This is a genomic window from Specibacter sp. NPDC078692 (assembly GCF_040686835.1).
Taxonomy (GTDB): Bacteria; Actinomycetota; Actinomycetes; order Actinomycetales; family Micrococcaceae; genus Specibacter.
In genome coordinates this window covers 44516-63109 of the sequence record NZ_JBFBLV010000008.1, presented here as the reverse complement: position 1 = coordinate 63109, position 18594 = coordinate 44516, and the positions used below count along the sequence as shown (strand labels likewise).

General features: G+C 64.1%; 19 protein-coding genes. 10 read left to right on the top strand and 9 right to left on the bottom strand.

Translation table 11 applies throughout. The features are described 5' to 3' along the window. The first annotated feature begins 132 nt into the window (after nucleotides 1-132). Nucleotides 133-1959 (top strand): plasmid pRiA4b ORF-3 family protein, encoded by a 1827-nt coding sequence (locus AB0O97_RS07940; protein ID WP_363881556.1) that lies wholly within the window; start codon nucleotides 133-135, stop codon nucleotides 1957-1959. 83 nt (nucleotides 1960-2042) lie between these two features. Here AB0O97_RS07940 and AB0O97_RS07935 read toward each other — a convergent pair whose 3' ends face one another. Together AB0O97_RS07935 and AB0O97_RS07930 are read right to left on the bottom strand one after the other, a co-directional pair. Beyond that, a complete protein-coding gene (locus tag AB0O97_RS07935) occupies nucleotides 2043-2960 on the bottom strand; it encodes a ketopantoate reductase family protein (RefSeq protein ID WP_363881554.1) in 918 nt (305 codons plus the stop codon). Then, nucleotides 2957-3448 carry a DUF2127 domain-containing protein gene (locus AB0O97_RS07930; protein WP_363881552.1) on the bottom strand — a complete coding sequence of 164 codons (492 nt, stop codon included), beginning with the start codon at nucleotides 3446-3448 and terminating at the stop codon, nucleotides 2957-2959. The genes AB0O97_RS07935 and AB0O97_RS07930 overlap by 4 nt, the downstream gene beginning before the upstream one ends. A 244-nt stretch (nucleotides 3449-3692) precedes the next feature. On the opposite strand from AB0O97_RS07930, the gene AB0O97_RS07925 reads away from it, so the two are divergent. The 9 genes from AB0O97_RS07925 to AB0O97_RS07885 all read left to right on the top strand — a co-directional run bounded on the left by AB0O97_RS07925 (nucleotide 3693) and on the right by AB0O97_RS07885 (nucleotide 11703). After that, nucleotides 3693-5189 carry a fumarylacetoacetate hydrolase family protein gene (locus tag AB0O97_RS07925; RefSeq protein WP_363881551.1) on the top strand — a complete coding sequence of 499 codons (1497 nt, stop codon included), beginning with the start codon at nucleotides 3693-3695 and terminating at the stop codon, nucleotides 5187-5189. Continuing rightward, nucleotides 5186-6682, top strand: a complete 1497-nt coding sequence (gene hpaE / locus AB0O97_RS07920; protein ID WP_363881549.1) for a 5-carboxymethyl-2-hydroxymuconate semialdehyde dehydrogenase — start codon at nucleotides 5186-5188, stop codon at nucleotides 6680-6682. Before AB0O97_RS07925 ends, hpaE begins: the two co-directional genes overlap by 4 nt. After that, the gene (gene hpaD, locus AB0O97_RS07915) at nucleotides 6679-7782 is read left to right on the top strand and encodes a 3,4-dihydroxyphenylacetate 2,3-dioxygenase (RefSeq protein WP_363841795.1); all 1104 of its coding nucleotides are present in this window, start codon (nucleotides 6679-6681) and stop codon (nucleotides 7780-7782) included. Before hpaE ends, hpaD begins: the two co-directional genes overlap by 4 nt. A gap of 12 nt (nucleotides 7783-7794) precedes the next feature. After that, entirely contained in the window at nucleotides 7795-8580 is a 786-nt protein-coding gene (hpaH, locus tag AB0O97_RS07910) for a 2-oxo-hept-4-ene-1,7-dioate hydratase (protein WP_363881547.1), read from the top strand. After that, a complete protein-coding gene (locus AB0O97_RS07905; protein WP_363881545.1) occupies nucleotides 8565-9347 on the top strand; it encodes an HpcH/HpaI aldolase/citrate lyase family protein in 783 nt (260 codons plus the stop codon). The genes hpaH and AB0O97_RS07905 overlap by 16 nt, the downstream gene beginning before the upstream one ends. A 110-nt stretch (nucleotides 9348-9457) precedes the next feature. Continuing rightward, complete coding sequence (locus AB0O97_RS07900) at nucleotides 9458-9625, top strand: hypothetical protein (RefSeq protein WP_363881543.1); 168 nt, start codon at nucleotides 9458-9460, stop codon at nucleotides 9623-9625. A gap of 11 nt (nucleotides 9626-9636) precedes the next feature. Further along, the gene (locus AB0O97_RS07895) at nucleotides 9637-9792 is read left to right on the top strand and encodes a hypothetical protein (protein ID WP_363881541.1); all 156 of its coding nucleotides are present in this window, start codon (nucleotides 9637-9639) and stop codon (nucleotides 9790-9792) included. 231 nt (nucleotides 9793-10023) lie between these two features. Continuing rightward, nucleotides 10024-10746, top strand: coding sequence for a DNA methyltransferase (locus AB0O97_RS07890; RefSeq protein WP_363881539.1), 723 nt, complete (start codon nucleotides 10024-10026; stop codon nucleotides 10744-10746). 300 nt (nucleotides 10747-11046) lie between these two features. Beyond that, the gene (locus AB0O97_RS07885; RefSeq protein WP_363881537.1) at nucleotides 11047-11703 is read left to right on the top strand and encodes a type II toxin-antitoxin system ParD family antitoxin; all 657 of its coding nucleotides are present in this window, start codon (nucleotides 11047-11049) and stop codon (nucleotides 11701-11703) included. Nucleotides 11704-11989: 286 nt separating this feature from the next. On the opposite strand, the gene AB0O97_RS07880 is transcribed toward AB0O97_RS07885, so the two are convergent. The 7 genes from AB0O97_RS07880 to AB0O97_RS07850 all read right to left on the bottom strand — a co-directional run bounded on the left by AB0O97_RS07880 (nucleotide 11990) and on the right by AB0O97_RS07850 (nucleotide 18584). Beyond that, nucleotides 11990-12247 carry a type II toxin-antitoxin system RelE/ParE family toxin gene (locus AB0O97_RS07880; protein ID WP_363841817.1) on the bottom strand — a complete coding sequence of 86 codons (258 nt, stop codon included), beginning with the start codon at nucleotides 12245-12247 and terminating at the stop codon, nucleotides 11990-11992. Beyond that, entirely contained in the window at nucleotides 12244-12492 is a 249-nt protein-coding gene (locus AB0O97_RS07875) for a type II toxin-antitoxin system Phd/YefM family antitoxin (RefSeq protein WP_363841820.1), read from the bottom strand. Before AB0O97_RS07875 ends, AB0O97_RS07880 begins: the two co-directional genes overlap by 4 nt. Before the next feature lie 93 nt (nucleotides 12493-12585). Next, the gene (locus AB0O97_RS07870) at nucleotides 12586-13185 is read right to left on the bottom strand and encodes a class I SAM-dependent methyltransferase (protein WP_363881535.1); all 600 of its coding nucleotides are present in this window, start codon (nucleotides 13183-13185) and stop codon (nucleotides 12586-12588) included. 187 nt (nucleotides 13186-13372) lie between these two features. Next, nucleotides 13373-15265, bottom strand: a complete 1893-nt coding sequence (locus AB0O97_RS07865; RefSeq protein ID WP_363841826.1) for an FAD-binding monooxygenase — start codon at nucleotides 15263-15265, stop codon at nucleotides 13373-13375. Nucleotides 15266-15457: 192 nt separating this feature from the next. Further along, nucleotides 15458-16537, bottom strand: coding sequence for a phosphotransferase family protein (locus tag AB0O97_RS07860; protein ID WP_363881533.1), 1080 nt, complete (start codon nucleotides 16535-16537; stop codon nucleotides 15458-15460). After that, the gene (locus AB0O97_RS07855; protein WP_363841831.1) at nucleotides 16537-17793 is read right to left on the bottom strand and encodes an acyl-CoA dehydrogenase family protein; all 1257 of its coding nucleotides are present in this window, start codon (nucleotides 17791-17793) and stop codon (nucleotides 16537-16539) included. Before AB0O97_RS07855 ends, AB0O97_RS07860 begins: the two co-directional genes overlap by 1 nt. Beyond that, the gene (locus AB0O97_RS07850) at nucleotides 17790-18584 is read right to left on the bottom strand and encodes an SDR family oxidoreductase (RefSeq protein WP_363881531.1); all 795 of its coding nucleotides are present in this window, start codon (nucleotides 18582-18584) and stop codon (nucleotides 17790-17792) included. The genes AB0O97_RS07855 and AB0O97_RS07850 overlap by 4 nt, the downstream gene beginning before the upstream one ends. Nucleotides 18585-18594 lie beyond the last annotated feature (10 nt).

The following is an 18594-nucleotide window of genomic DNA, read 5'->3' as shown; positions in this document are numbered from 1 at the left end:
CCTTTTCCCAAGCCCCGTTTCCGAGCACCACTCCCAAGCACGACGTCGGCCACGCACCTTTCGCGAAAGGGTGCGGAGCCGGCGTCGGGCTGGGGCTGAATACGACCCTCCGTCCCTATTCTTTAGGAACCCATGGCCAAGAAGTCCAAACCCAGCAAGGCATCCCGTTTCGGCAACCCGGCAAAGGCAGCCGAGGATAAAGCCAAAGCCAGTAGCGCCGGCGTCAACACAGCCCTGAACACAAGCACAAACGTGGTGTCTTTAGCCAACGCCGTGGCTGCGCGGACACTGGCGTCGGTGCTGCCAGCATTCAAGTCTTGGATGATTCAAGCTGGCATTGACCATGAAGAAGCCGATTGGCTCTCCGCTCTGCTGCTGGACTTCTTCAAGAACTACGTACAAAGCGTTCAGGCTTCGGATGCGAGCAATTTAGAGGTCGATATGACCTCTAGAATTTTGGATTCAGCTGGCGGATTCCATCCTGAAATGCGTGTATCCATAGCGCTGGCGCTCAACAGCTATTTGAAATTTCTCATGACCACCCAAGCGTGGACCGGCCCCGTCGATAACCTGATTCAGCTGATCACCATGACTTCCCCGGACGCAACCCAGGCCGCCAATGCGAAGTACGCTCAGCGCGTTTTCAGGCAGCCACAGACCGCCGCACAAGCAGCCGAAGCCGCCGCGGATTTGGTGTTTGTCCATCGGGTGGGGGCTCTTCTGGAATGGATCGGAGAGGGCCGTAAAACCACCCCGTCAGGGTTGCTCCCCCGTAAAGATATCCAGTGGGCCGCGGCCTGCGTCGAGGTGAACGCCGTCGGAGCAGCTACGCGTAGTTCCGTTACTAGTGCCATATCCAGTGATGACGACGAGCCTCGCCAGGTGACGTCCATGACCCAGCTGCCACGCCTGATGGAGTACTGGGAAGTGATGACCGAGGCCGAGCTGATTCACGTTGACCGTCAGCGTGTGCAGCTGACCGGCCAAGGCCGACTCTTTCAAAGCGATCCGAATCAGAGGGCCAGATACGCCGCCATACTGGCCTATTTCTTCCTCTACGACGCTTTGGTTCCGTACGATGACTCCAGGCCGGACAACCCAGTGCGAACCCAAGTCGCAGAGATCATTGCTGCGGCCGCCTCCGGTAATCCCCCGGAGACATCCGCGGTCTTCGGGCAGGGGCCTGCGGCTGGCCCTGAGAAGTACACGGCGATATTTGTTGAGACAAGGATCCGGGACGCCGCCGCCCACGGGCTACTGGAAATAGGTACTCACGTGGTTGTCCCTCCAGTTCTGCGCCACGCCGTGGAGCAACTTCTGGGGCTTTTGGACAAGCACATTGCGAAGCAGTCAAGGGTTCCTCGGGGCCCGTCGAAAGCCACGTTCCAGCTGAAAATTCAGATTGACGGGATCACCCCTCCTGTCTGGCGCAGCGTCACCGTTCCCGCCGAGCTGGGCCTTGATGAGCTCCACGAAATCATCCAAAACCTCTTCGCCTGGAATGAGACTCACCTGCACGAGTTCATGCTGGGCACCCACCCCAACGGCGTCCGCTATGCTCCGGCCGACCCCGAAGCGGACCACTGGGGTGATCCGCCCGCCGATGAGGAGGGCGTAGCCTTGAACACCCTCTTGCACGCCCCGAAGGACACACTGCTGTACACCTACGATTTTGGTGACAACTGGGAGCACACCATCACGTTGGAGAAAATCCTGCCCGCAAAGGCCCCCGGAATCCTGCCGCTGTGCGTGGCCGGCAGCGGTCATCCCCCGCAAGAGGACTCTTCCGGCCCCCACGGCTGGATGGAAAAACTTGCCACCTCAAGAAATCCCAGCGACCCGGACCACGCATACATCCGCTCATGGATGGGCTTGCGCAAGGGCCAGCACATTGACCCGACAGCCTTCGATCCGTCCGCCGTCAACAAGCAACTGGCGCCGTTGCGGAAGATGCTTTAGCCCGCTTTCTTGCCTCAAGCACGACGACGGCCCCGCACCTTTCGCGAAAAGGTGCGGGGCCGCCGGGTTACTTCACGCAGGCATCAGGTTCTGGCCACCCCGTGGACGCGCAGCTGCAGTAGAGCCAGGTCCAGGAGCGGCGTGGCCACCCCGAGCTCGGCGGCTCGGCGGGCAAAGTCGCCCACAATGTGCTCGCCCTCATTGGGCAGCCCGGCCGTGACGTCGCGGTACAGCGATGAGGTGAACGCCGAACCCGGGGCGGTCAGGAATGCCAGAGTGTTGGCTTGTTCGGCCTCCGGAACGGGGAACCCGGCAGCAACTGCCACGGCTGCCGTCTCCGCCACCACACCGGCCACAAAGGCAGCACCTCCGGGCACCGCGGCGATGTCGCCCACGGGCCCGCGCATCAGGCATGTCACCACGCCCGCGGCAACAATGAACACCCATTTTTGCCACATCGCATCCAGTCCGTTGGGCGCCTCAATGACGTCAATGCCGGGCACCGACACCTCGGCCACGAGCCGCTCCAGCCGTGCAGATGGGCCGCCGTCCTGTTCGCCGAGGGTCCACCGCGCCATCGGCGCCAAGATGGCAACGTCGCCGTCTCCGTTAATGGTGCCGATCAGGTGCACCACGGATCCCAGCACCTTCTCCGCACCGAACGCCGCCGCGAGCGCATCCATGTGCGCCATCCCATTCAAGAACGGCACAATCAACGTGTCCGGTCCCACCGCCGGCGCCACATCAGCAATCGCGCTTTGAAGTCCGGCAGCCTTCACGGTGAGAAGAACGACGTCGAACCTCTCACCCAGCTCCCCTGCCGTAAGCACCTTGGGTTCGATCCGCAGCTCCTGCTCAAGCCCAGCAATCCGCAGGCCGCGCCGCTTCAGGAACCCCGCGCGCTGTTCGCGGACCAGGAACGTCACGTCCCGCCCGGCCTCGGCCAGCCGGGCACCAAAATAGCCACCCGTGGCGCCTGCCCCAACAATGAGAATCTTCATGGCTTCCCTATTCTTCGCGCACGGTGCCGGCGGTATTCGTGCCAGGTGAGCACCACGATCAGGATATCGAACACCGTCAGCGCCACGAGGCCGGCCGACGGCGTGAGGATGAGTTGGTAGAGCTGGTACAGGATGAAGATGATCAGGACGGCTATCATCCACGGGTAGGCCCACAGTTTCTGGCGCAGTAGGGCGGTGACGAGGACAACCTTCACGATGCCGTGAGCCAGCAGGTAGATGGCGCCGAAGAGCACCACATGGTCGGTCAGCCCGGCAGTCCCCTGCAGGACGTGGTTGGCGATGAAGTCGTTGGGGTCTTCCGTCAGTTCCGGCTGGGTGATGAGGATGGCTAGCTGCTTGATCTTGTCCGGGGCAACAAAAAGCAGCAGCGTTCCGCCGATCAATTCCAGCACACCGTCGAGACCTTTGAAGATGATGGCGACGTAGAAGAATCTGTCCCACCAATCGGATTTGCGTGTCGCCTTCACAGTTCCTCCCACCGTGCTTTCTCTGTCTGGAGGTTAGCACTGCAGGCTAGGCGGAAGCTCAGCGCCGGCCTGGCTGTACGTCGGTTGGTTGACGTGGCGGCAGCGGCGGCGGAAGCTTGAGCGTACATGGTCCCGGACGCCAGCAAGCGGAAAGGACCATCGCAGCGCAACCGCCGCAGCCGCCCCTGGCCGCGGCAGCAGTCAACGGCAGCAGTCAACGGCAACAGTCCAGACGGGATGTTTCGTGGAACAGGTCTCAGCAGGCACATTCAAGGCGGCCGGCAAGGTCATAGCCGTCCACGTGGCCTACCGCTCGCGGGCCGAACAGCGCGGCATCACCCCCGCCCTGCCGTCCTACTTCCTCAAAGCTGCGTCCTCGCTGAGCCTGTCGGGCGCAGACGTTGAACGCCCCGACGGCTGCGAGCTGCTGGCCTTCGAGGGCGAGATCGCCCTGATCATCGGAACCGCGGCCCGCCGCATCAGCCCGGCGGAAGCCTGGTCCCACGTCCAGTACGTCACGGCGGCCAACGACCTCGGCGTGTACGACCTCAAATATGCCGACAAGGGCTCCAATCTCCGCTCAAAATCCGGCGACGGCTTCACCCCGCTAGGCCCGGGACTCATCGCGGCCCCCTCCGTGGACCCAACCGCCCTGCGCCTCCGGACCTGGCTCAACGGGACACTTGCGCAGGAGGACAGCAGCGCAGGCCTGTTGTTCCCGTTCAGCCAGATCATCGCAGACCTGTCCCAGCTCCTGACGCTCGAGCCCGGCGACATCATCCTCACCGGCACCCCCGCCGGCTCCTCCGTTGCCGTGCCGGGCGACGTCATCGAAATTGAGTTGGACGACCCCGCCGCGGGACTGTCCACCGGCCGGCTCCGCACCACCGTAATACAGGGTCAAACCCCCATGGCCACCTACGGAAACCGGCCCAAAATCACCGACGCCGACCGCATCGATGCCTGGGGCTCCCCGGAGGCCGCCGGATTGCCGCCCCAGAGCTTCAGCTCGGACCTCCTCCGCAAGCTGACCAGCGTCGGCACCGCCACGCTCAGCTCGCAACTCCGCAAAAGGGGCCTGAACAACGTCAGCATCGACGGCCTCACCACCACCCAACCCGGCCAGCGCATCGCCGGCCCCGCCCGCACGCTGCGCTTCGTGCCCAACCGCGAGGACCTCTTCACGAGCCACGGCGGCGGCTTCAACGCGCAAAAGCGCATCATCAATTCCCTGCACGACGGCGAGGTGCTGGTCATGGAAGCCCGCGGAGATCCCAGCGCGGGAACCTTGGGTGACGTCCTGGCCCTGCGGGCCCAGGTGCTCGGCGCCGCTGCCATTGTCACCGACGGCGGTGTCCGAGACATTGCCGAGGTGACCACCCTGGGCCTGCCAGTGTTCCATGCCGGTGCCCACCCGGCCGTCCTGGGCCGGCGCCACATCCCGTGGGACACCGACGTCACCATCTCCTGCGGAGGGGCCACCGTCCAACCGGGTGACATCATTGTCGGCGACGCTGACGGTCTACTGGTCATCCCGCCGTCGTACGCGGGAGACGTGGCGGACGCGGCCATCGCCCAGGAACTCGAGGAAACGTTCATCGCCGAGATGGTCGCGCAGGGCCACAGCGTGGAAGGCCTGTTCCCCATGGACGAGACGTGGCGGGCCCGGTTCACGGAATGGGCGGCCGGGCAAACAGGGGCACACACCGCAGACAGAGCAGAAGGAGCGGACACCCCATGACCGGCCACTTCATCCCGGACAAATTGCCCACCCACATCCAGCATTACATCGACGGCGAGCACGTGGATTCGGCGGGTGGGGAGAGCTTTGACGTGCTCGATCCCGTGTCGGACGGCAATTACGCCACGGCCGCCGCTGGGCAAAAGGCGGACGTGGATCGCGCCGTGGACGCCGCCACGCAGGCGTTCAAAAACGGGCCCTGGCCGCACCTGAAACCCCGCGAGCGCGCCCGCATCCTGAACAAGATCGCCGACGCCATCGAGGACCGCGAAGACCGGCTGGCCGAGCTGGAAACGTTCGACACCGGCCTGCCCATCACCCAGGCCCGCGGCCAGGCGCAACGCGCGGCAGAGAATTTCCGCTTCTTCGCAGACCTGGTGGTGGCCCAGGTTGACGACGCCATGAAGGTCCCCGGCGCGCAGCTCAACTACGTGAACCGCAAGCCGATCGGCGTCGCCGGGCTCATCACGCCATGGAACACCCCGTTCATGCTGGAATCGTGGAAGCTGGCGCCCGCGCTCGCCGCCGGCTGCACAGTGGTGCTCAAACCGGCCGAATTCACCCCGCTCTCAGCATCCCTGTGGGCCGGGATCTTCGAGGAAGCAGGCCTGCCCCAGGGCGTGTTCAACCTCGTCAACGGCCTCGGCGAGGACGCCGGCGACGCCCTCGTCAAGCACCCGGGCGTCCCGCTGATCTCCTTCACCGGCGAAACCACCACCGGCCAGACCATCTTCGCCAACGCCGCCGCAAGCCTGAAGGGGCTCTCGATGGAGCTCGGCGGCAAGAGCCCTTGTGTGATCTTCGCCGACGCCGACCTCGACACCGCGATCGACTCCGCCCTGTTCGGAGTCTTCTCCCTCAACGGCGAGCGCTGCACGGCAGGTTCGCGCATCCTCGTGGAACGCAGCATCTACGAGGAATTCTGCGAAAAGTACGCCGCCCGGGCCAGGAACATCGTGGTGGGCGACCCTCACGATCCGCGCACCGAGGTGGGCGCGCTGGTGCACCCCGAGCACTACGCGAAGGTCATGCGCTACGTGGAAATCGGCAAATCCGAGGGCCGCCTACTCGCCGGCGGCGGCCGCCCCGCGGGCCTGGACACCGGCAACTACGTGGCGCCCACCGTCTTTGCCGATGTGGGGCCCGACGCGCGGATCTTCCAGGAGGAGATCTTCGGCCCGGTCGTTGCCATCACGCCTTTCGAGAACGACGCCGAGGCACTGGCTTTGGCCAATGGCGTCAAGTATGGCCTGGCCGCCTATGTGTGGACGAGCGATCTGGCCCGCGCCCACACCTTCGCCCAGAGTCTGGAGGCCGGCATGGTCTGGTTGAACTCGCACAACGTGCGGGACCTGCGGACCCCGTTCGGCGGGGTCAAGGCATCCGGGCTGGGTCATGAGGGCGGCTACCGCTCCATCGACTTCTACACCGACCAGCAGGCAGTCCACATCACGCTGGGGACAGTGCACACGCCCAGGTTTGGAGCGTCATGAGCCGCTTTATCCCCACCCCCAGCGTCCCGCCGCCTGACATTGTGCGCTGCGCCTATATGGAACTGGTGGTCACCGATCTGGCCGCCTCCCGCGAGTTTTATGTGAACCTGTTGGGCCTGCATGTCACGTTCGAGGATGCGGACACCATTTACCTGCGCACCCTGGAGGAGTTCATCCACCACAACTTGGTGCTGCGCCAAGGCCCGGTGGCCGCCGCAGCCGTGGCCGCATTCCGGGTGCGGACCCCTGCCGACGTCGGCGCTGCCGAAGCGTATTACCAGGCGTTGGGCTGCCGCACCGAGCGCCGCCGCGAGGGTTTTGTGAGAGGCATTGGCGACGCCGTCCGGGTGGAGGACCCGCTGGGCTTCCCGTACGAGTTCTTCTACGAGGCGACCCATGTGGAACGGCTGACCCAACGGTACGACCTCTACACCGCGGGCGAGCTGGTCCGGCTGGACCACTTCAACCAGGTCACCCCGGACGTCCCTCGTGGCCAGAAGTACCTGGAGGATCTGGGCTTCCGTGTATCCGAGGACATCCAGGACGGTGCCGGCACCACTTACGCGGTCTGGATGCACCGCAAGCAAACAGTCCACGACACTGCACTCACCCAGGGCGACGGCCCGCGCATGCACCACCTGGCGTTCGCGACGCATGAAAAGCACAACATCATCCAGGTCTGCGACAAGATGGGCGCGCTGCGCATCTCCGACAGGATCGAGCGCGGGCCTGGACGGCACGGCGTCTCCAACGCGTTTTACCTCTACATCCTGGATCCTGACGGGCACCGGGTGGAGATCTACACGCAGGACTACTACACCGGTGATCCAGACAATCCGGTCATCACGTGGGATGTGCACGACAATCAGCGCCGCGACTGGTGGGGCAACCCCGTGGTCCCGTCCTGGTACACCGAGGCTTCCCTGGTGCTGGACCTGGACGGCAACCCACAGCCTGTCTCTTCTCCAGTGGGCACCTCGGAGCAGGCCGTCACTGTCGGCGCCGACGGCTTCTCGTACACCCGCGGCGATCCTGCCAAGGACGGGAACGGCGGCAGAAACGGCGGGAACAAGGGCTTCAAGTTGGGCGGACAGCTATGAGGGGACAACACCATGCTGGATGAGGAAACCATCGCCGCCATTGCCGACGAACTTGTGGATGCGGCACGGACCAGGACACCGGTCCCCCTGCTGACCACACGCCATCCCGGCATGAGCGTTGAGGACGCCTACCGGGTGCAGCGCCTGTGGCGGAAACGCGGCGAGGCCGAAGGCCGGGTGTTGGGCGGGCACAAGATCGGCCTGACGTCCAAGGCCATGCAGCGGGCCACCGGCATTACCGAACCCGACTACGGGGTCATCTTCAAGGACACCATCCTGGAATCAGGCGCCACACTTGACTGGGCGCACTACACCCATCCGCGGGTCGAGGTGGAGCTGGCCTTCCTGCTCAAGGAGGGCATCGGCGGCCCGGATGCCACACTCTTCGACGTCCTGCGCGCCACCGAATACGTCACCCCGGCCCTGGAGATCCTGGACTCGCGCATCGAGATGGAGGGGCGGACCATTGTGGACACCATCAGCGACAATGCAGCCCTGGGCGCCATGGTGGTGGGCGGCACCCCGGTGCACCCGGACGCCGTCGACCTTCGCTGGGTGGCCGCCATCCTGTACCGCAACCAAACAGTGGAGGAGACAGGGGTGGCGGCAGGCGTTCTGGGCCACCCCGCGAACGGCGTGGCGTGGCTGGCCAACAAACTCGCCGCGCACGGGGACACGCTCAAGGCAGGGGAACTCATCCTGGCCGGCTCCTTCACCAGCCCGCTGTGGGTCAGAGCGGGCGACACCATTTATGCCGACTACGGAAAACTGGGAACCATCACATGCCACCTCCAATGACCCCCGACCCCTCTCTCAAGAACGCGCTCGCAGATGCCAAACGTCCGCTCGTGGGCATGTGGGTGTCCTCCGGCAGCGCGCTCATGGCTGAGATTTGTGCCGGGTCCGGCCTGGATGTGGTCCTGGTCGACGGCGAGCACAGCCCGAACGGGCTGGAGGGAATCCTGGCCCAGTTGCAGGCCATCCACGGCTACCCGATCACACCCGTCGTCCGGCCGCCGGTCAACGATCCCGTCATCATCAAGCAGTATCTGGACTTGGGCGTGCAGTCGCTCATGGTCCCCATGGTCCATACGGTGGCCGACGCCGAAGCTGCGGTGGCCACCGCCCATTACCCGCCGCAGGGCGTGCGCGGCGTGGGCTCGGCACTGGCCCGCTCCTCCCGCTGGAACCGCATCCCGAACTATGCCGAACGCGCCTCGGAAACCGTCACGGTGATGGTGCAGATTGAATCGGCGCACGCGGTGGAGAACGTCGCGGACATCCTGGCCGTGGACGGCATCGACGCCATCTTCCTGGGCCCCGCCGACCTCGCCGCATCCATGGGCAGGCTGGGAGTGCAGGGGCACCCCGAGGTGATGGCCGCCGTCGAACATTGCATTGCGGCGGCGAAGGCGGCAGGCAAGCCGGTGGGCGTGAACGCGTTCGCCCCGGAGACCGCCAAGCACTACATGGACGCCGGCGTGGACCTCATCCTGGTCGGCGCCGACGTCACCCTGCTGGCGAGGGGCAGCGAGGGCTTGGCCGCCACCTACATTCCGGAATAGAGGCACGACGGCGGCACCCGGCCGGGTGCCACCTGTAGTGCGGCGTCGCGGGTATTGTAGTGTCACCAACCATGCAGGCCGTTTCCGAAACCATGTGGCAGGAGCCATTCATGAACTCAGATGAAAACGCACGACTGGCCGCAGACTATGCAAACAAGGCTGCCGATGTTGCCAGCAAGTTGAAGCCGGGCACGTGGGATGCCGTGCAGTCCCTTGCATTGCTGTCCATTGCCCAAAGCCTTGTCGCCCAGAACATGGCCAACAAACCCAATCCCTGAGATGTCTGGAAATGGTGACGTTGTTGCAGGATCCGTCACCGGCCTGGTGGCTGCGCGACGTGCTTGAACCGGACGGCCGAACCGTGGCATCCTACGTTCCGGCCGGTCACGAAGGGTACGTGCGGGTGCTCAATCCCGTGGTCGTGGACCGACTGGACGGGATCTAGGATCGGATCAAGTGGAGCACGTCGGCGGCTTCCGTGGCTGCGCCCGTCAATTCTTGGATGCAGTGGGACGAGACAGTTATCGCCGCGGACGGACATCTCCCTGAACGCGACAACCACTCCATCAGTTCCACCCATACTGTCTTCCCGGAAGACTACTGACACCAGCTCCGGACAGTGGCGTGAAGGAGTATGAACTGCCCAAGGGCATTTCCCTGCGGCTAGACTTCGCATGTGAACAAGGTGGAGAAGGAACTGAACAGCACAATCACAACTTCCCCGCTGGACGCCCAACTCAGCGCATCAATCGACACATTCGTGGCAGAGCGTCCCCCGGGCGCCGACGAAGATGTGCACATGGTTTCAGCGCTCGTGGACCACATCATTGAACGGTGCTCCAAACCGGGCGATCTGGTGTTTGATCCCTTCGCAGGGTTTGGCACCACCCTTGAGCGGGCCCTCGCGCTGGGACGGAGGGCGCTCGGCATCGAACTGCTGCCCGAACGTGCGGAGTACCTGCAGGAACGCATTCCCGGCGCGCGCATTGTGGAGGGCGACGCGCGGGAGCTGCACAGGATTAGCCGCAGCGCAGAACTGCCCCACCTTGACGCCAGCGTCGACCTGATTGTCGCCTCTCCGCCGTACATGACCTCAACGTTTCACGACGCCGACCCCCTCACCGGATATGAGAAAAACAACGGGGACTATGGCCGCTATCTGGACGAGCTTGGTCTGGTCGCAGCCCAGTGCGCAAGCATCGTGGTGCCCGGCGGCTTCGTGGTCTGGAACATGGCAGATATCCACCACAGGGGCCGCACCACCCACCTGATCCGCGACGTCGCACGCGTGCTCGAGCAGCACCTCACCCCCGTGGGCGTCACCGAGATTGTCTGGGACCAATACCCTCACGACCTGATTGCTGACGCGCTGCTCGTGTTCCAGCGGCCTACCGCGTAACCGTCCCCTTTCAAGGACAAGCACGACGGCGGCACACCCGTCAGGCGCCGAGGCCCAGCCCTGCGATGGGCAAGTGGCGCTCAAAAATGGCAGGGTGGCTCAGCTCAGTTTGGTGTACCAAGTTCTTGTAAAGTGCGTTGCTGTCATCCGCTTATTGTGACTCGTGCGATCGGGCCCGACTTGAAGTTTTTGCAAAGCGCGACGAGGGGCTGCCTGTCCGCCACCTCGTTGACCACCGATTGTGGCCAAGAATTCTCAGTGATTCCATGCCCGGCACCCCCGCATTGGCATATACCGCCAATGGAGGTGGGTGTCGTGGCTACGAGGAATGTTGTCTTGAGTCAACATCAGCACGAACTTGTAGACTTGTTAGTCAGGTCCGGGCGTTATCAGAATGCCAGCGAGGTGCTTCGCGAGGGTCTTCGCCTTCTGGAACGCAGGGAATCGGAGGACGCGGCCAGGCTTGCTGCACTGCGTGATGCTGCAACAAAGGACTGGTCGGATCTCGCCGACGGACGCTACGACGACATTACCGATGACAACCTCGATGGCTGCATTGGACAGCTCGGCGCCCGCGCGGCACGGGCTGGCTGGCTGATGGTGGGATACCGCCTTACCCGCGTCGCTCAGGCCGATGTCATCGATATCCTTGCGTGGTCTGAGGCGGAGTTCGGTGAGGAAGCACGCAAGCGCTATGAGACTCTGATCGCAAACGGCATCCGCGACGCAGCTTCAAGCACCAGCGACGTCGGGCATATCACCCGCCCCGAAATGGGAGAAGGCGTGTTCTCTTGGCACTTGGCACAGAGTCGCGCAGTGGCCGCTGGACAGACCGTCCGACGACCACGACACTTCCTCATCTGTCGTCGCGAAGAAGAAGTGTTGGTCGTCGGCCGAGTTCTTCACGACGCCATGGATCCCCGGCAACACGTCGAATCCCAGCAGACTCGGGATTAGTCCCTCTCGGCGACACCCATCAATTTCGGAGGCCGCGCCGCTGAGGGTCGGAGGCCTGCCATGCGTCAAGTTGGCGGCGGATCCCATTTCTGGCTGGGAGCGCCAACCGGGACGACTATCGCAGGATGGTGTAGCTGTCATCCCACTCATGCAGCTCACCGTTTTAGGGCTGCCTGCGGTCAAGGCAAGGTTAGGAGCCGGTCGTGAGGAAACCCGATGAGCGAACCCCGTAAAGGGAACGCTCTGGACACCGGGGTGACCGAAAAATGGATTCATTGGTGGGCAGTCAGCGTTCGTAGACGCTGCTGCGATGACCGAGCGTGATCACTGCAACAACGAGGATGTTGTCGTCAACTGTGTAGACGATGCGGTGGTCCCCGATGCGAACCCTGAGGCCGGGACGCCCTTGAAGGGCTTTGGCTCCTGGCGGCCGCGGATCCTCTCCGAGGAGCGCGATCGCTCCACGAATGCGGTCGCGATCCTGATGGTCAATTTGTTTCAACGCGCGAACTGCGGCAGGTCGCAGCTCGACTTGGTAGATCATACCCAGCCCAGATCAGCTTTCACCTGAGCCCAAGGAATATTGGGGCCCTCCTCTGCCATCGCCTCATCGAACGCAGCGACGTCTGCGGCGTCTTCCAGAGCTTCGAGCATCCGGTCGTACTGCTCAGGACTGACAACCACGGCGGCGCGCTGACCGCGGCGCTCGATGAACACCGCTTCGGTCTTCGATCGATCGATGACGTCTGAAAAGTGGTTGCGTGCATCTGCGACGCTGACAATGGACATAGCGCAATTGTACATCCCATATGTTGAAATGTACATGAAGTGGATTCTTTGAAAGGAAAGCCATGCTGATCGCGATACCCACTGAAGGGATGCTTACCGGGCAATCGCGGAGATTGCTGCGTGGGGCCGGCCGCCCGGATCTTGGCGTGCTTCGCTATTGATCACTTCGAACCCGGCGTCATGCAGCAGGCTGCTCATCTGATCGAGCGACCAGCAGTACGCCGGGGTAACAGCATGGTTGAGCGGTTCTGCAGACACACCATCGAAAAAGCCGACGAGCAGGTGTCCTTGAGGTGAAAGAACGCGCGCGAGCTCGGAGAGAACGGGCGGCAATTCTGCTGGTGGCAGGTGAATCAGTGAATACCAGGCGAGCACTCCATGCAGGCTTCCATCGGCATCCTCGAGAGCGCGGCGCGAAGAGACTTGGAATGACACATCGGGGAAGCGAAGCCGGGCGCGCTCAATGAATTCGGGTACGAGGTCAATACCTGAGATGTCGACACCCCGTTTATGCAGAAAGTTGGTCCAATGTCCTGGTCCGCATCCGGCGTCGATGATACGGCCGCTAATCTGCCGAGCCCAATGCTCTATGCGGTTCCGATCAAGCTCATGCATGCCATCGATTGCCCCAAGGATGGCCGTGTACTCGGATGCTCGTGCGGCGTAGGCCTGTTGAACTTGAGAGTCAGTCATGCAAGTAAGCCTAGGGACTCGCTGGTACGACCTTTTGCTCGACATTCGCCCGCGTTGTCGCGAAAGGAGTATTCCGTATTGATGTAGATGAGTTGTACCGTAAGCCTGTCCCTGACCGGACACTCCAGTTGCTGGCCTGCACTTTTGATTCCTCGGCGCGAGTGATGTCCCATAAGACCCGCCCGCATTACCGCCGCGGTGCCATGATCCCCGCAAAGAACACTGCGAGCCCTGCGGTGTCCGACAGCGGCAGCAGGTTGGCCACGTACTGGTCCGGGCGCACCACCACCACGGCCCCACTGCGCGAAATCTCGCGCAACTCGAAGATGTCATTCAAAGGATCGGCGGCGTAGACCAGCTCATAGTCGATCAGCCCAAAGGGGCCGGTCCGCGGCAGGAACAGCGACGGCACACTACCTAAGGGAACGCCCTCAAAGTCCTGCTGGGCAACAAGTTTCACGTCAAAGACGGCGTCGCTGTCGCCATCGGCCGGCGTGTATTTCAGCAGCGGTGATTCCGGCGAAGAAGTCATCCACGCCGCCCAGTCAGAAAGCAAAGACGGCTCCCCCACCGCCGGCGCATCGGCAAAAGCGTAGATGCGCCAGCGCCCGTCGGCCCGGTGGTGGTGGCCCAGCTGCACTGGATTCGCATCCGCCACCCTCACCACCGGCGCGGACTTGAACCGTTTGCCGATTGGAAATCCGGTGGCAAGCTCCTGAAAAGCAGCAGAGCCCGTGATCATGGACGGCTGGTATTCCGTCATGAAACCGGCCGGGAACTCAAACGTCCGCACGTAGAAGTTCTCAAGTTCTGTGGGATCCTCCATGTCTTCGGGCCGCATCGCCATCAGCGTGGACCACTCCATGTCGAAGTCGATCAGGTTCTTCGCGATCACCTGCCGCTCGGCCGAATACGTGGCCAGCAGACTCTCCGGACTGCGCCCCTCCAGCACATGGGCGATCTTCCAAGCCACATTAAAACCATCCTGCATCGAGACGTTCATGCCCTGCCCGGCCTTGGCGCTGTGCGTGTGGCAGGCATCGCCCGTGATGAACACCCGCGGCAACCGCCCACCGCGCTCGGCGAGGGGGACGTCGTCGAACCTGTCAGTAAGGCGGTGCCCCACCTCGTAAACGCTGGTCCAGGCGACGCTGCGCACATCGAGCGTGTACGGGTGCAGGATCCTGTTCGCCTTGGCGATGATCTCCTCGATGGTCGTGCTACGGACCGCGTGCACACCGTCCTCCACCACCTCGCCGAGGTCAACATACATGCGGAACAGCGAGCCGCCTTCGCGCGGAATCAGCAGGATGTTCCCGCCGTCCTCGGACTGGATGGCGCACTTGGCGCGGATGTCCGGGAAATCCGTGACGGCCAGGACATCCATGACACCCCACGCATGATTCGCGTGGACGCTGGTGTGCCGAGCACCGATCGATTCGCGCACCCGGCTGTGCGCACCGTCCGCGCCCACCACGTACTTTGCATGCACAACGCGTTCGACGCCGGAACCCTCACCGTGGGTGCCCACCAGCGTCACGGCCACCGGGTACTCGCCCGTTTCGGCAATGGTCAGGCTGCGGAATTCCCAGCCGTAATCGGGCTTGATGCGGGCCGGCGAATAGGCCATGACCTCGGCGAAGTAGTCAAGTACGCGCGCCTGGTTGACGATCAGGTGCGGGAACTCGCTGATGCCTGTGGTGTCGTCAGGGGCCCGTGCTGCCCGAACAATCCGCGAACGGTCCGTTGGGTCCGGCTTCCAAAAGACCGTGGCCGTGATGCGGTAGGCCTCTGTGATGATGCGCTCGGCAAAACCAAACGCCTGAAACGTCTCCACGCTGCGGGCCTGGATTCCGTCGGCCTGGCCAATCTCTAGACGTCCGCGGCGGCGCTCGATGATGCGCGTGTTGATGTTCGGGAACGCGGCCAGCTGGGCGGCGGTGATCATGCCGGCAGGGCCCGTGCCCACAATGAGCACATCCATGGTGTCTGGCAGTTCCGCGGGACGGTCGATCCCGGTCCCGGCAGCCGCCTTGATGCGCGGGTCTCCTGAAACATATCCGTGCTGGTGGAACTGCATCTGGTCTCCTCCTGCCTGGCTGATGGGCCAACCCACTGCGCGTCGGCCGGAACGACCGCCCGGCTGCCCGGCTGCCGCACAACGGGCTCTGCCCTTCATCATGTGCCACGCGGGCAGCCCGATCAAGAGGTGCGGCGGCGCTCCCCAGGCGGCGGGCGGTACAGGCCGGCGGGTAGCTGGAAGCGCGACTCGTTAGGGCAGCTGGGCGGCATGTGCGGCGGCGGTTTCCAGCAGCCGCGGCACGCCGGACTCCAGCGCCGCCCCAAAATCCCCGCCATCGGAGCGCTCGCCGTTCTTCCAGCGCGTGTAAATGGCCTCGCTGAATACGGCGGCCTTCCACAGCGCGAGCGCCTGGTACCAGGGCAGTGCGGACAAATCCAGGCCAAAGTGCGTGTTGTACCGCTGCGCCAATTCCTCGCGGTTCAGGTAGCCGGGCTGCGCCGTCACGGGCGTGAGTTCCAGCAGTGTGGAGGGCGTGCCTGCCTGCGCATACGTGGCGCTCAGGTAGCCGAGGTCGGCCAGCGGATCACCCAGCGTTGCCATCTCCCAATCCAGCACGCTCTTCACATGCGCGGGACCCTGCCGTGCGAACATCAGGTTCCCGAGCCGGTAGTCGCCGTGGATCACGGCATAGCGCTGCGTGTCCGGCCGGTTCGATTCCAGCCAGTTCGCCAGCTGGGCCACCCGCGGCAGATCCCGTGTAGCGCCGCGGTCCCACAGCGCTGCAAACCGTTCGACTTGCCGTTTCAGGTACCCGTCGGGGCGTCCGATTCCGGCAATCTCACCGCTGCCAATGTCCACAGCGTGCAGGCGCAGCAACATGTCCACTGCGGCCTCACTCGTGGCGCGGCGCTGGGCAGGCGCGTCCAGGTGCGCCGGAATTTCATCCGTGATGACCTCGCCCTCCACATGGTTCATCACGTAGAAAGGTACCTCGAGCACGTGATCATCCGCGCACACGGCCAGGATTTTCGGCACCGGAATGCCCAGCGGCGCCAGCAGTGATTGAATGTGCGCCTCCCGGACCATGTCGTGCGTGGACGGCGGCAGCGGTGGCCGCGGTCCTCTGCGAAGCACGACGTCGGATCCCTTGCGTTTGATCCGGAAGGTCACGTTGGACTGGCCCCCACCGATGCGACGGGCGTGCACGGGCCCGGCTCCGATGCCGTGGGCATCGAGGAATTCTTCCACCCGTTCCAGAATCAGCAGCGGCGTTGTATCCTGCCGGGCTGCTTCTTCCGTTGTCTGCACAATGTCCTGGTTGGTGCCCATCAGCGTTCCCCTTCATGGATCTTCGCGGTGCCTTGGAACGGTTCCCCGGCCGCAACGGCCCGGCGGCGTCCCGAGGCCGCGCGGCGGGCGATGGCCCATTTGTGGGTCTCGGTGGAGCCGTCGTAGATGCGGAACGGGCGCACCTCGTTCAAGTATTGGGCCAGCGGCAGCCCGTCGGAGACGCCGTCGCCGCCGCAGAGCTGCACGGCCCTGTCGATCACGCGGTATACGGCTTCGGAGACGTGCACCTTTGCCACGGAAGACAGCGCCGAACCGGCCTTCGGGCGTGCGGCCAGCAGTGCCGCGCACTTTGCGATGATGGCGTCGGACGTCTCAATGTCTATGACCGATTGTGCGATCAGCTCCTGTGCGATGCCCAGCTGCGAGAGGTGCGCCCCGAAAATCTCCCGGGTGTTGGCGCGGTCCAGCATGATGTCCATGGCGCGCCGGGCCAACCCCAGCCACCGCATGCAATGGGTCAGCCGCGCCGGACCCAACCGCACCTGGGCGTACTTGAATCCAAGCCCGGCCTCGCCGAGGACAGCGGATCCAGGGACGCGCACGCCGTCGAAATGCACGTTGGGGTGACCGCCGGGCAGGTACCTGTCCACCGTGTGGATGGGGGCGCCGATCCGCACTCCCGGAGTGTCCATGGGCACCAGGAACATCGTGGCGCCGGCAGGTGCCGGCCCGCCGTCCGTGTCCGCCACGGTGCGCGCCATGACGATGGCAAAGGAGGCGAAGGTGGCACCGCTCGTGAACCGTTTGTGCCCGGTGATCAGCCAGCCACTGCCGTCCCGGACAGCGGTGGTGTTCAGCGCATCGGGATCGGATCCGGCACCTGGGTGCGGCTCCGTCATGGCAAAACACGAGCTGATCTCCCCGGCCGCAAGCGGCGCCAGGAACTGCCGCTTTTGCGCAGTGTTCCCGATCAGGTTGAGCATGTGCATATTGCCCTCATCCGGCGCCATGGCATTGAGCACAGCCGGACCGATCGGCGAATATCCCGCCTCCTGGAACACGGGCGACCAGTGCTCCACGGCCAGCCCCTGCCCGCCGAATTCCACGGGCACGTGTGGGGCAAAAACGCCGGCGTCCCGCGCAGCGGCCTGCAATTCACGCCGGACGGCCAGATTCAACGCCTGCCCGGGCCGGGGCTCGGCAGGGATCACCGTGTTGCGGATGAAGGCGCGTGTGCGCTGGCGAAGATCTTCAACGGCACCCGGGTAGGCACCGGCAACAGGAACCGTGTTCATCCCAGCCCTCCCGCGTTGCGCAGGCCACCATCGAGCGTAAGCACCTGCCCCGTCACCCAGGCCGCATCGGCGGAGGCGAGGTAGGCAACTGCTGCGGCAACGTCGTCGGGCTCCCCCAGCCGCCCCAGCGGATAGGAGGCTGCAACCTCGGCCTCACGTCCTTCATACAAGGCTCCAGCAAATCGGGTCTTGACCACTGCCGGCGCCACCGCGTTCACCCGGATTTCCGGCGCCAACTCCATGGACAGCGTGCGGCTAAGGTGTGAAACGGCAGCCTTGCTGACGCCGTACAGGCCCAGGCCCGGGGCGGGCACGTCGCCGCTGACCGAGCTTACATTCACCACATTCCCGCGCCGCGCCCGGAACTTCAGCCCTGGGTGCGCCAGCACGGCCTGCGTCCAGGCGAGCGTGCCGAGCACGTTGACCTCGAAGATCTTGCGTGCTGCATCCAGCTCGGCTGTTTCCAGCGGCCCGTAGACGGGGTTGATGCCGGCATTGTTGACCAGAATGTCCAGCCCGCCAAAATGATGTTCTGCTGCGGCCAGCACCTCTGCACGGTGGTCCGGGTCGTCCGCGTGCCCGGCAACGGCAAGGGCGCTTTCGCCTAGTTCCGCCAAGGCCGCATCCAGCGGTTCCTGGCGGCGGGCGGTAATCAGGACGCGCGCCCCCTCATGAGTGAGCCGTTGGGCTATGGCAAGTCCGATCCCCCGGCTGGCGCCGGTGACGATGGCGCACTTGCCGGTAAACCTTTGGGCCGGATAAGTCGTTGCAGGCGTGCTTGTGTGGAGCATGGCGGTCCTC

Excerpts from the sequence above, each read along its gene's own strand:
- AB0O97_RS07940 (WP_363881556.1), top strand. The coding sequence starts at position 133 with ATGGCCAAGAAGTCCAAACCCAGCAAGGCATCCCGTTTCGGCAACCCG.
- AB0O97_RS07935 (WP_363881554.1), bottom strand. The coding sequence starts at position 2,960 with ATGAAGATTCTCATTGTTGGGGCAGGCGCCACGGGTGGCTATTTTGGT.
- hpaE (WP_363881549.1), top strand. The coding sequence starts at position 5,186 with ATGACCGGCCACTTCATCCCGGACAAATTGCCCACCCACATCCAGCAT.
- hpaD (WP_363841795.1), top strand. The coding sequence starts at position 6,679 with ATGAGCCGCTTTATCCCCACCCCCAGCGTCCCGCCGCCTGACATTGTG.
- hpaH (WP_363881547.1), top strand. The coding sequence starts at position 7,795 with ATGCTGGATGAGGAAACCATCGCCGCCATTGCCGACGAACTTGTGGAT.
- AB0O97_RS07905 (WP_363881545.1), top strand. The coding sequence starts at position 8,565 with ATGCCACCTCCAATGACCCCCGACCCCTCTCTCAAGAACGCGCTCGCA.
- AB0O97_RS07900 (WP_363881543.1), top strand. The coding sequence starts at position 9,458 with ATGAACTCAGATGAAAACGCACGACTGGCCGCAGACTATGCAAACAAG.
- AB0O97_RS07895 (WP_363881541.1), top strand. The coding sequence starts at position 9,637 with ATGGTGACGTTGTTGCAGGATCCGTCACCGGCCTGGTGGCTGCGCGAC.
- AB0O97_RS07885 (WP_363881537.1), top strand. The coding sequence starts at position 11,047 with ATGGAGGTGGGTGTCGTGGCTACGAGGAATGTTGTCTTGAGTCAACAT.
- AB0O97_RS07880 (WP_363841817.1), bottom strand. The coding sequence starts at position 12,247 with ATGATCTACCAAGTCGAGCTGCGACCTGCCGCAGTTCGCGCGTTGAAA.
- AB0O97_RS07875 (WP_363841820.1), bottom strand. The coding sequence starts at position 12,492 with ATGTCCATTGTCAGCGTCGCAGATGCACGCAACCACTTTTCAGACGTC.
- AB0O97_RS07870 (WP_363881535.1), bottom strand. The coding sequence starts at position 13,185 with ATGACTGACTCTCAAGTTCAACAGGCCTACGCCGCACGAGCATCCGAG.
- AB0O97_RS07865 (WP_363841826.1), bottom strand. The coding sequence starts at position 15,265 with ATGCAGTTCCACCAGCACGGATATGTTTCAGGAGACCCGCGCATCAAG.
- AB0O97_RS07860 (WP_363881533.1), bottom strand. The coding sequence starts at position 16,537 with ATGGGCACCAACCAGGACATTGTGCAGACAACGGAAGAAGCAGCCCGG.
- AB0O97_RS07855 (WP_363841831.1), bottom strand. The coding sequence starts at position 17,793 with ATGAACACGGTTCCTGTTGCCGGTGCCTACCCGGGTGCCGTTGAAGAT.
- AB0O97_RS07850 (WP_363881531.1), bottom strand. The coding sequence starts at position 18,584 with ATGCTCCACACAAGCACGCCTGCAACGACTTATCCGGCCCAAAGGTTT.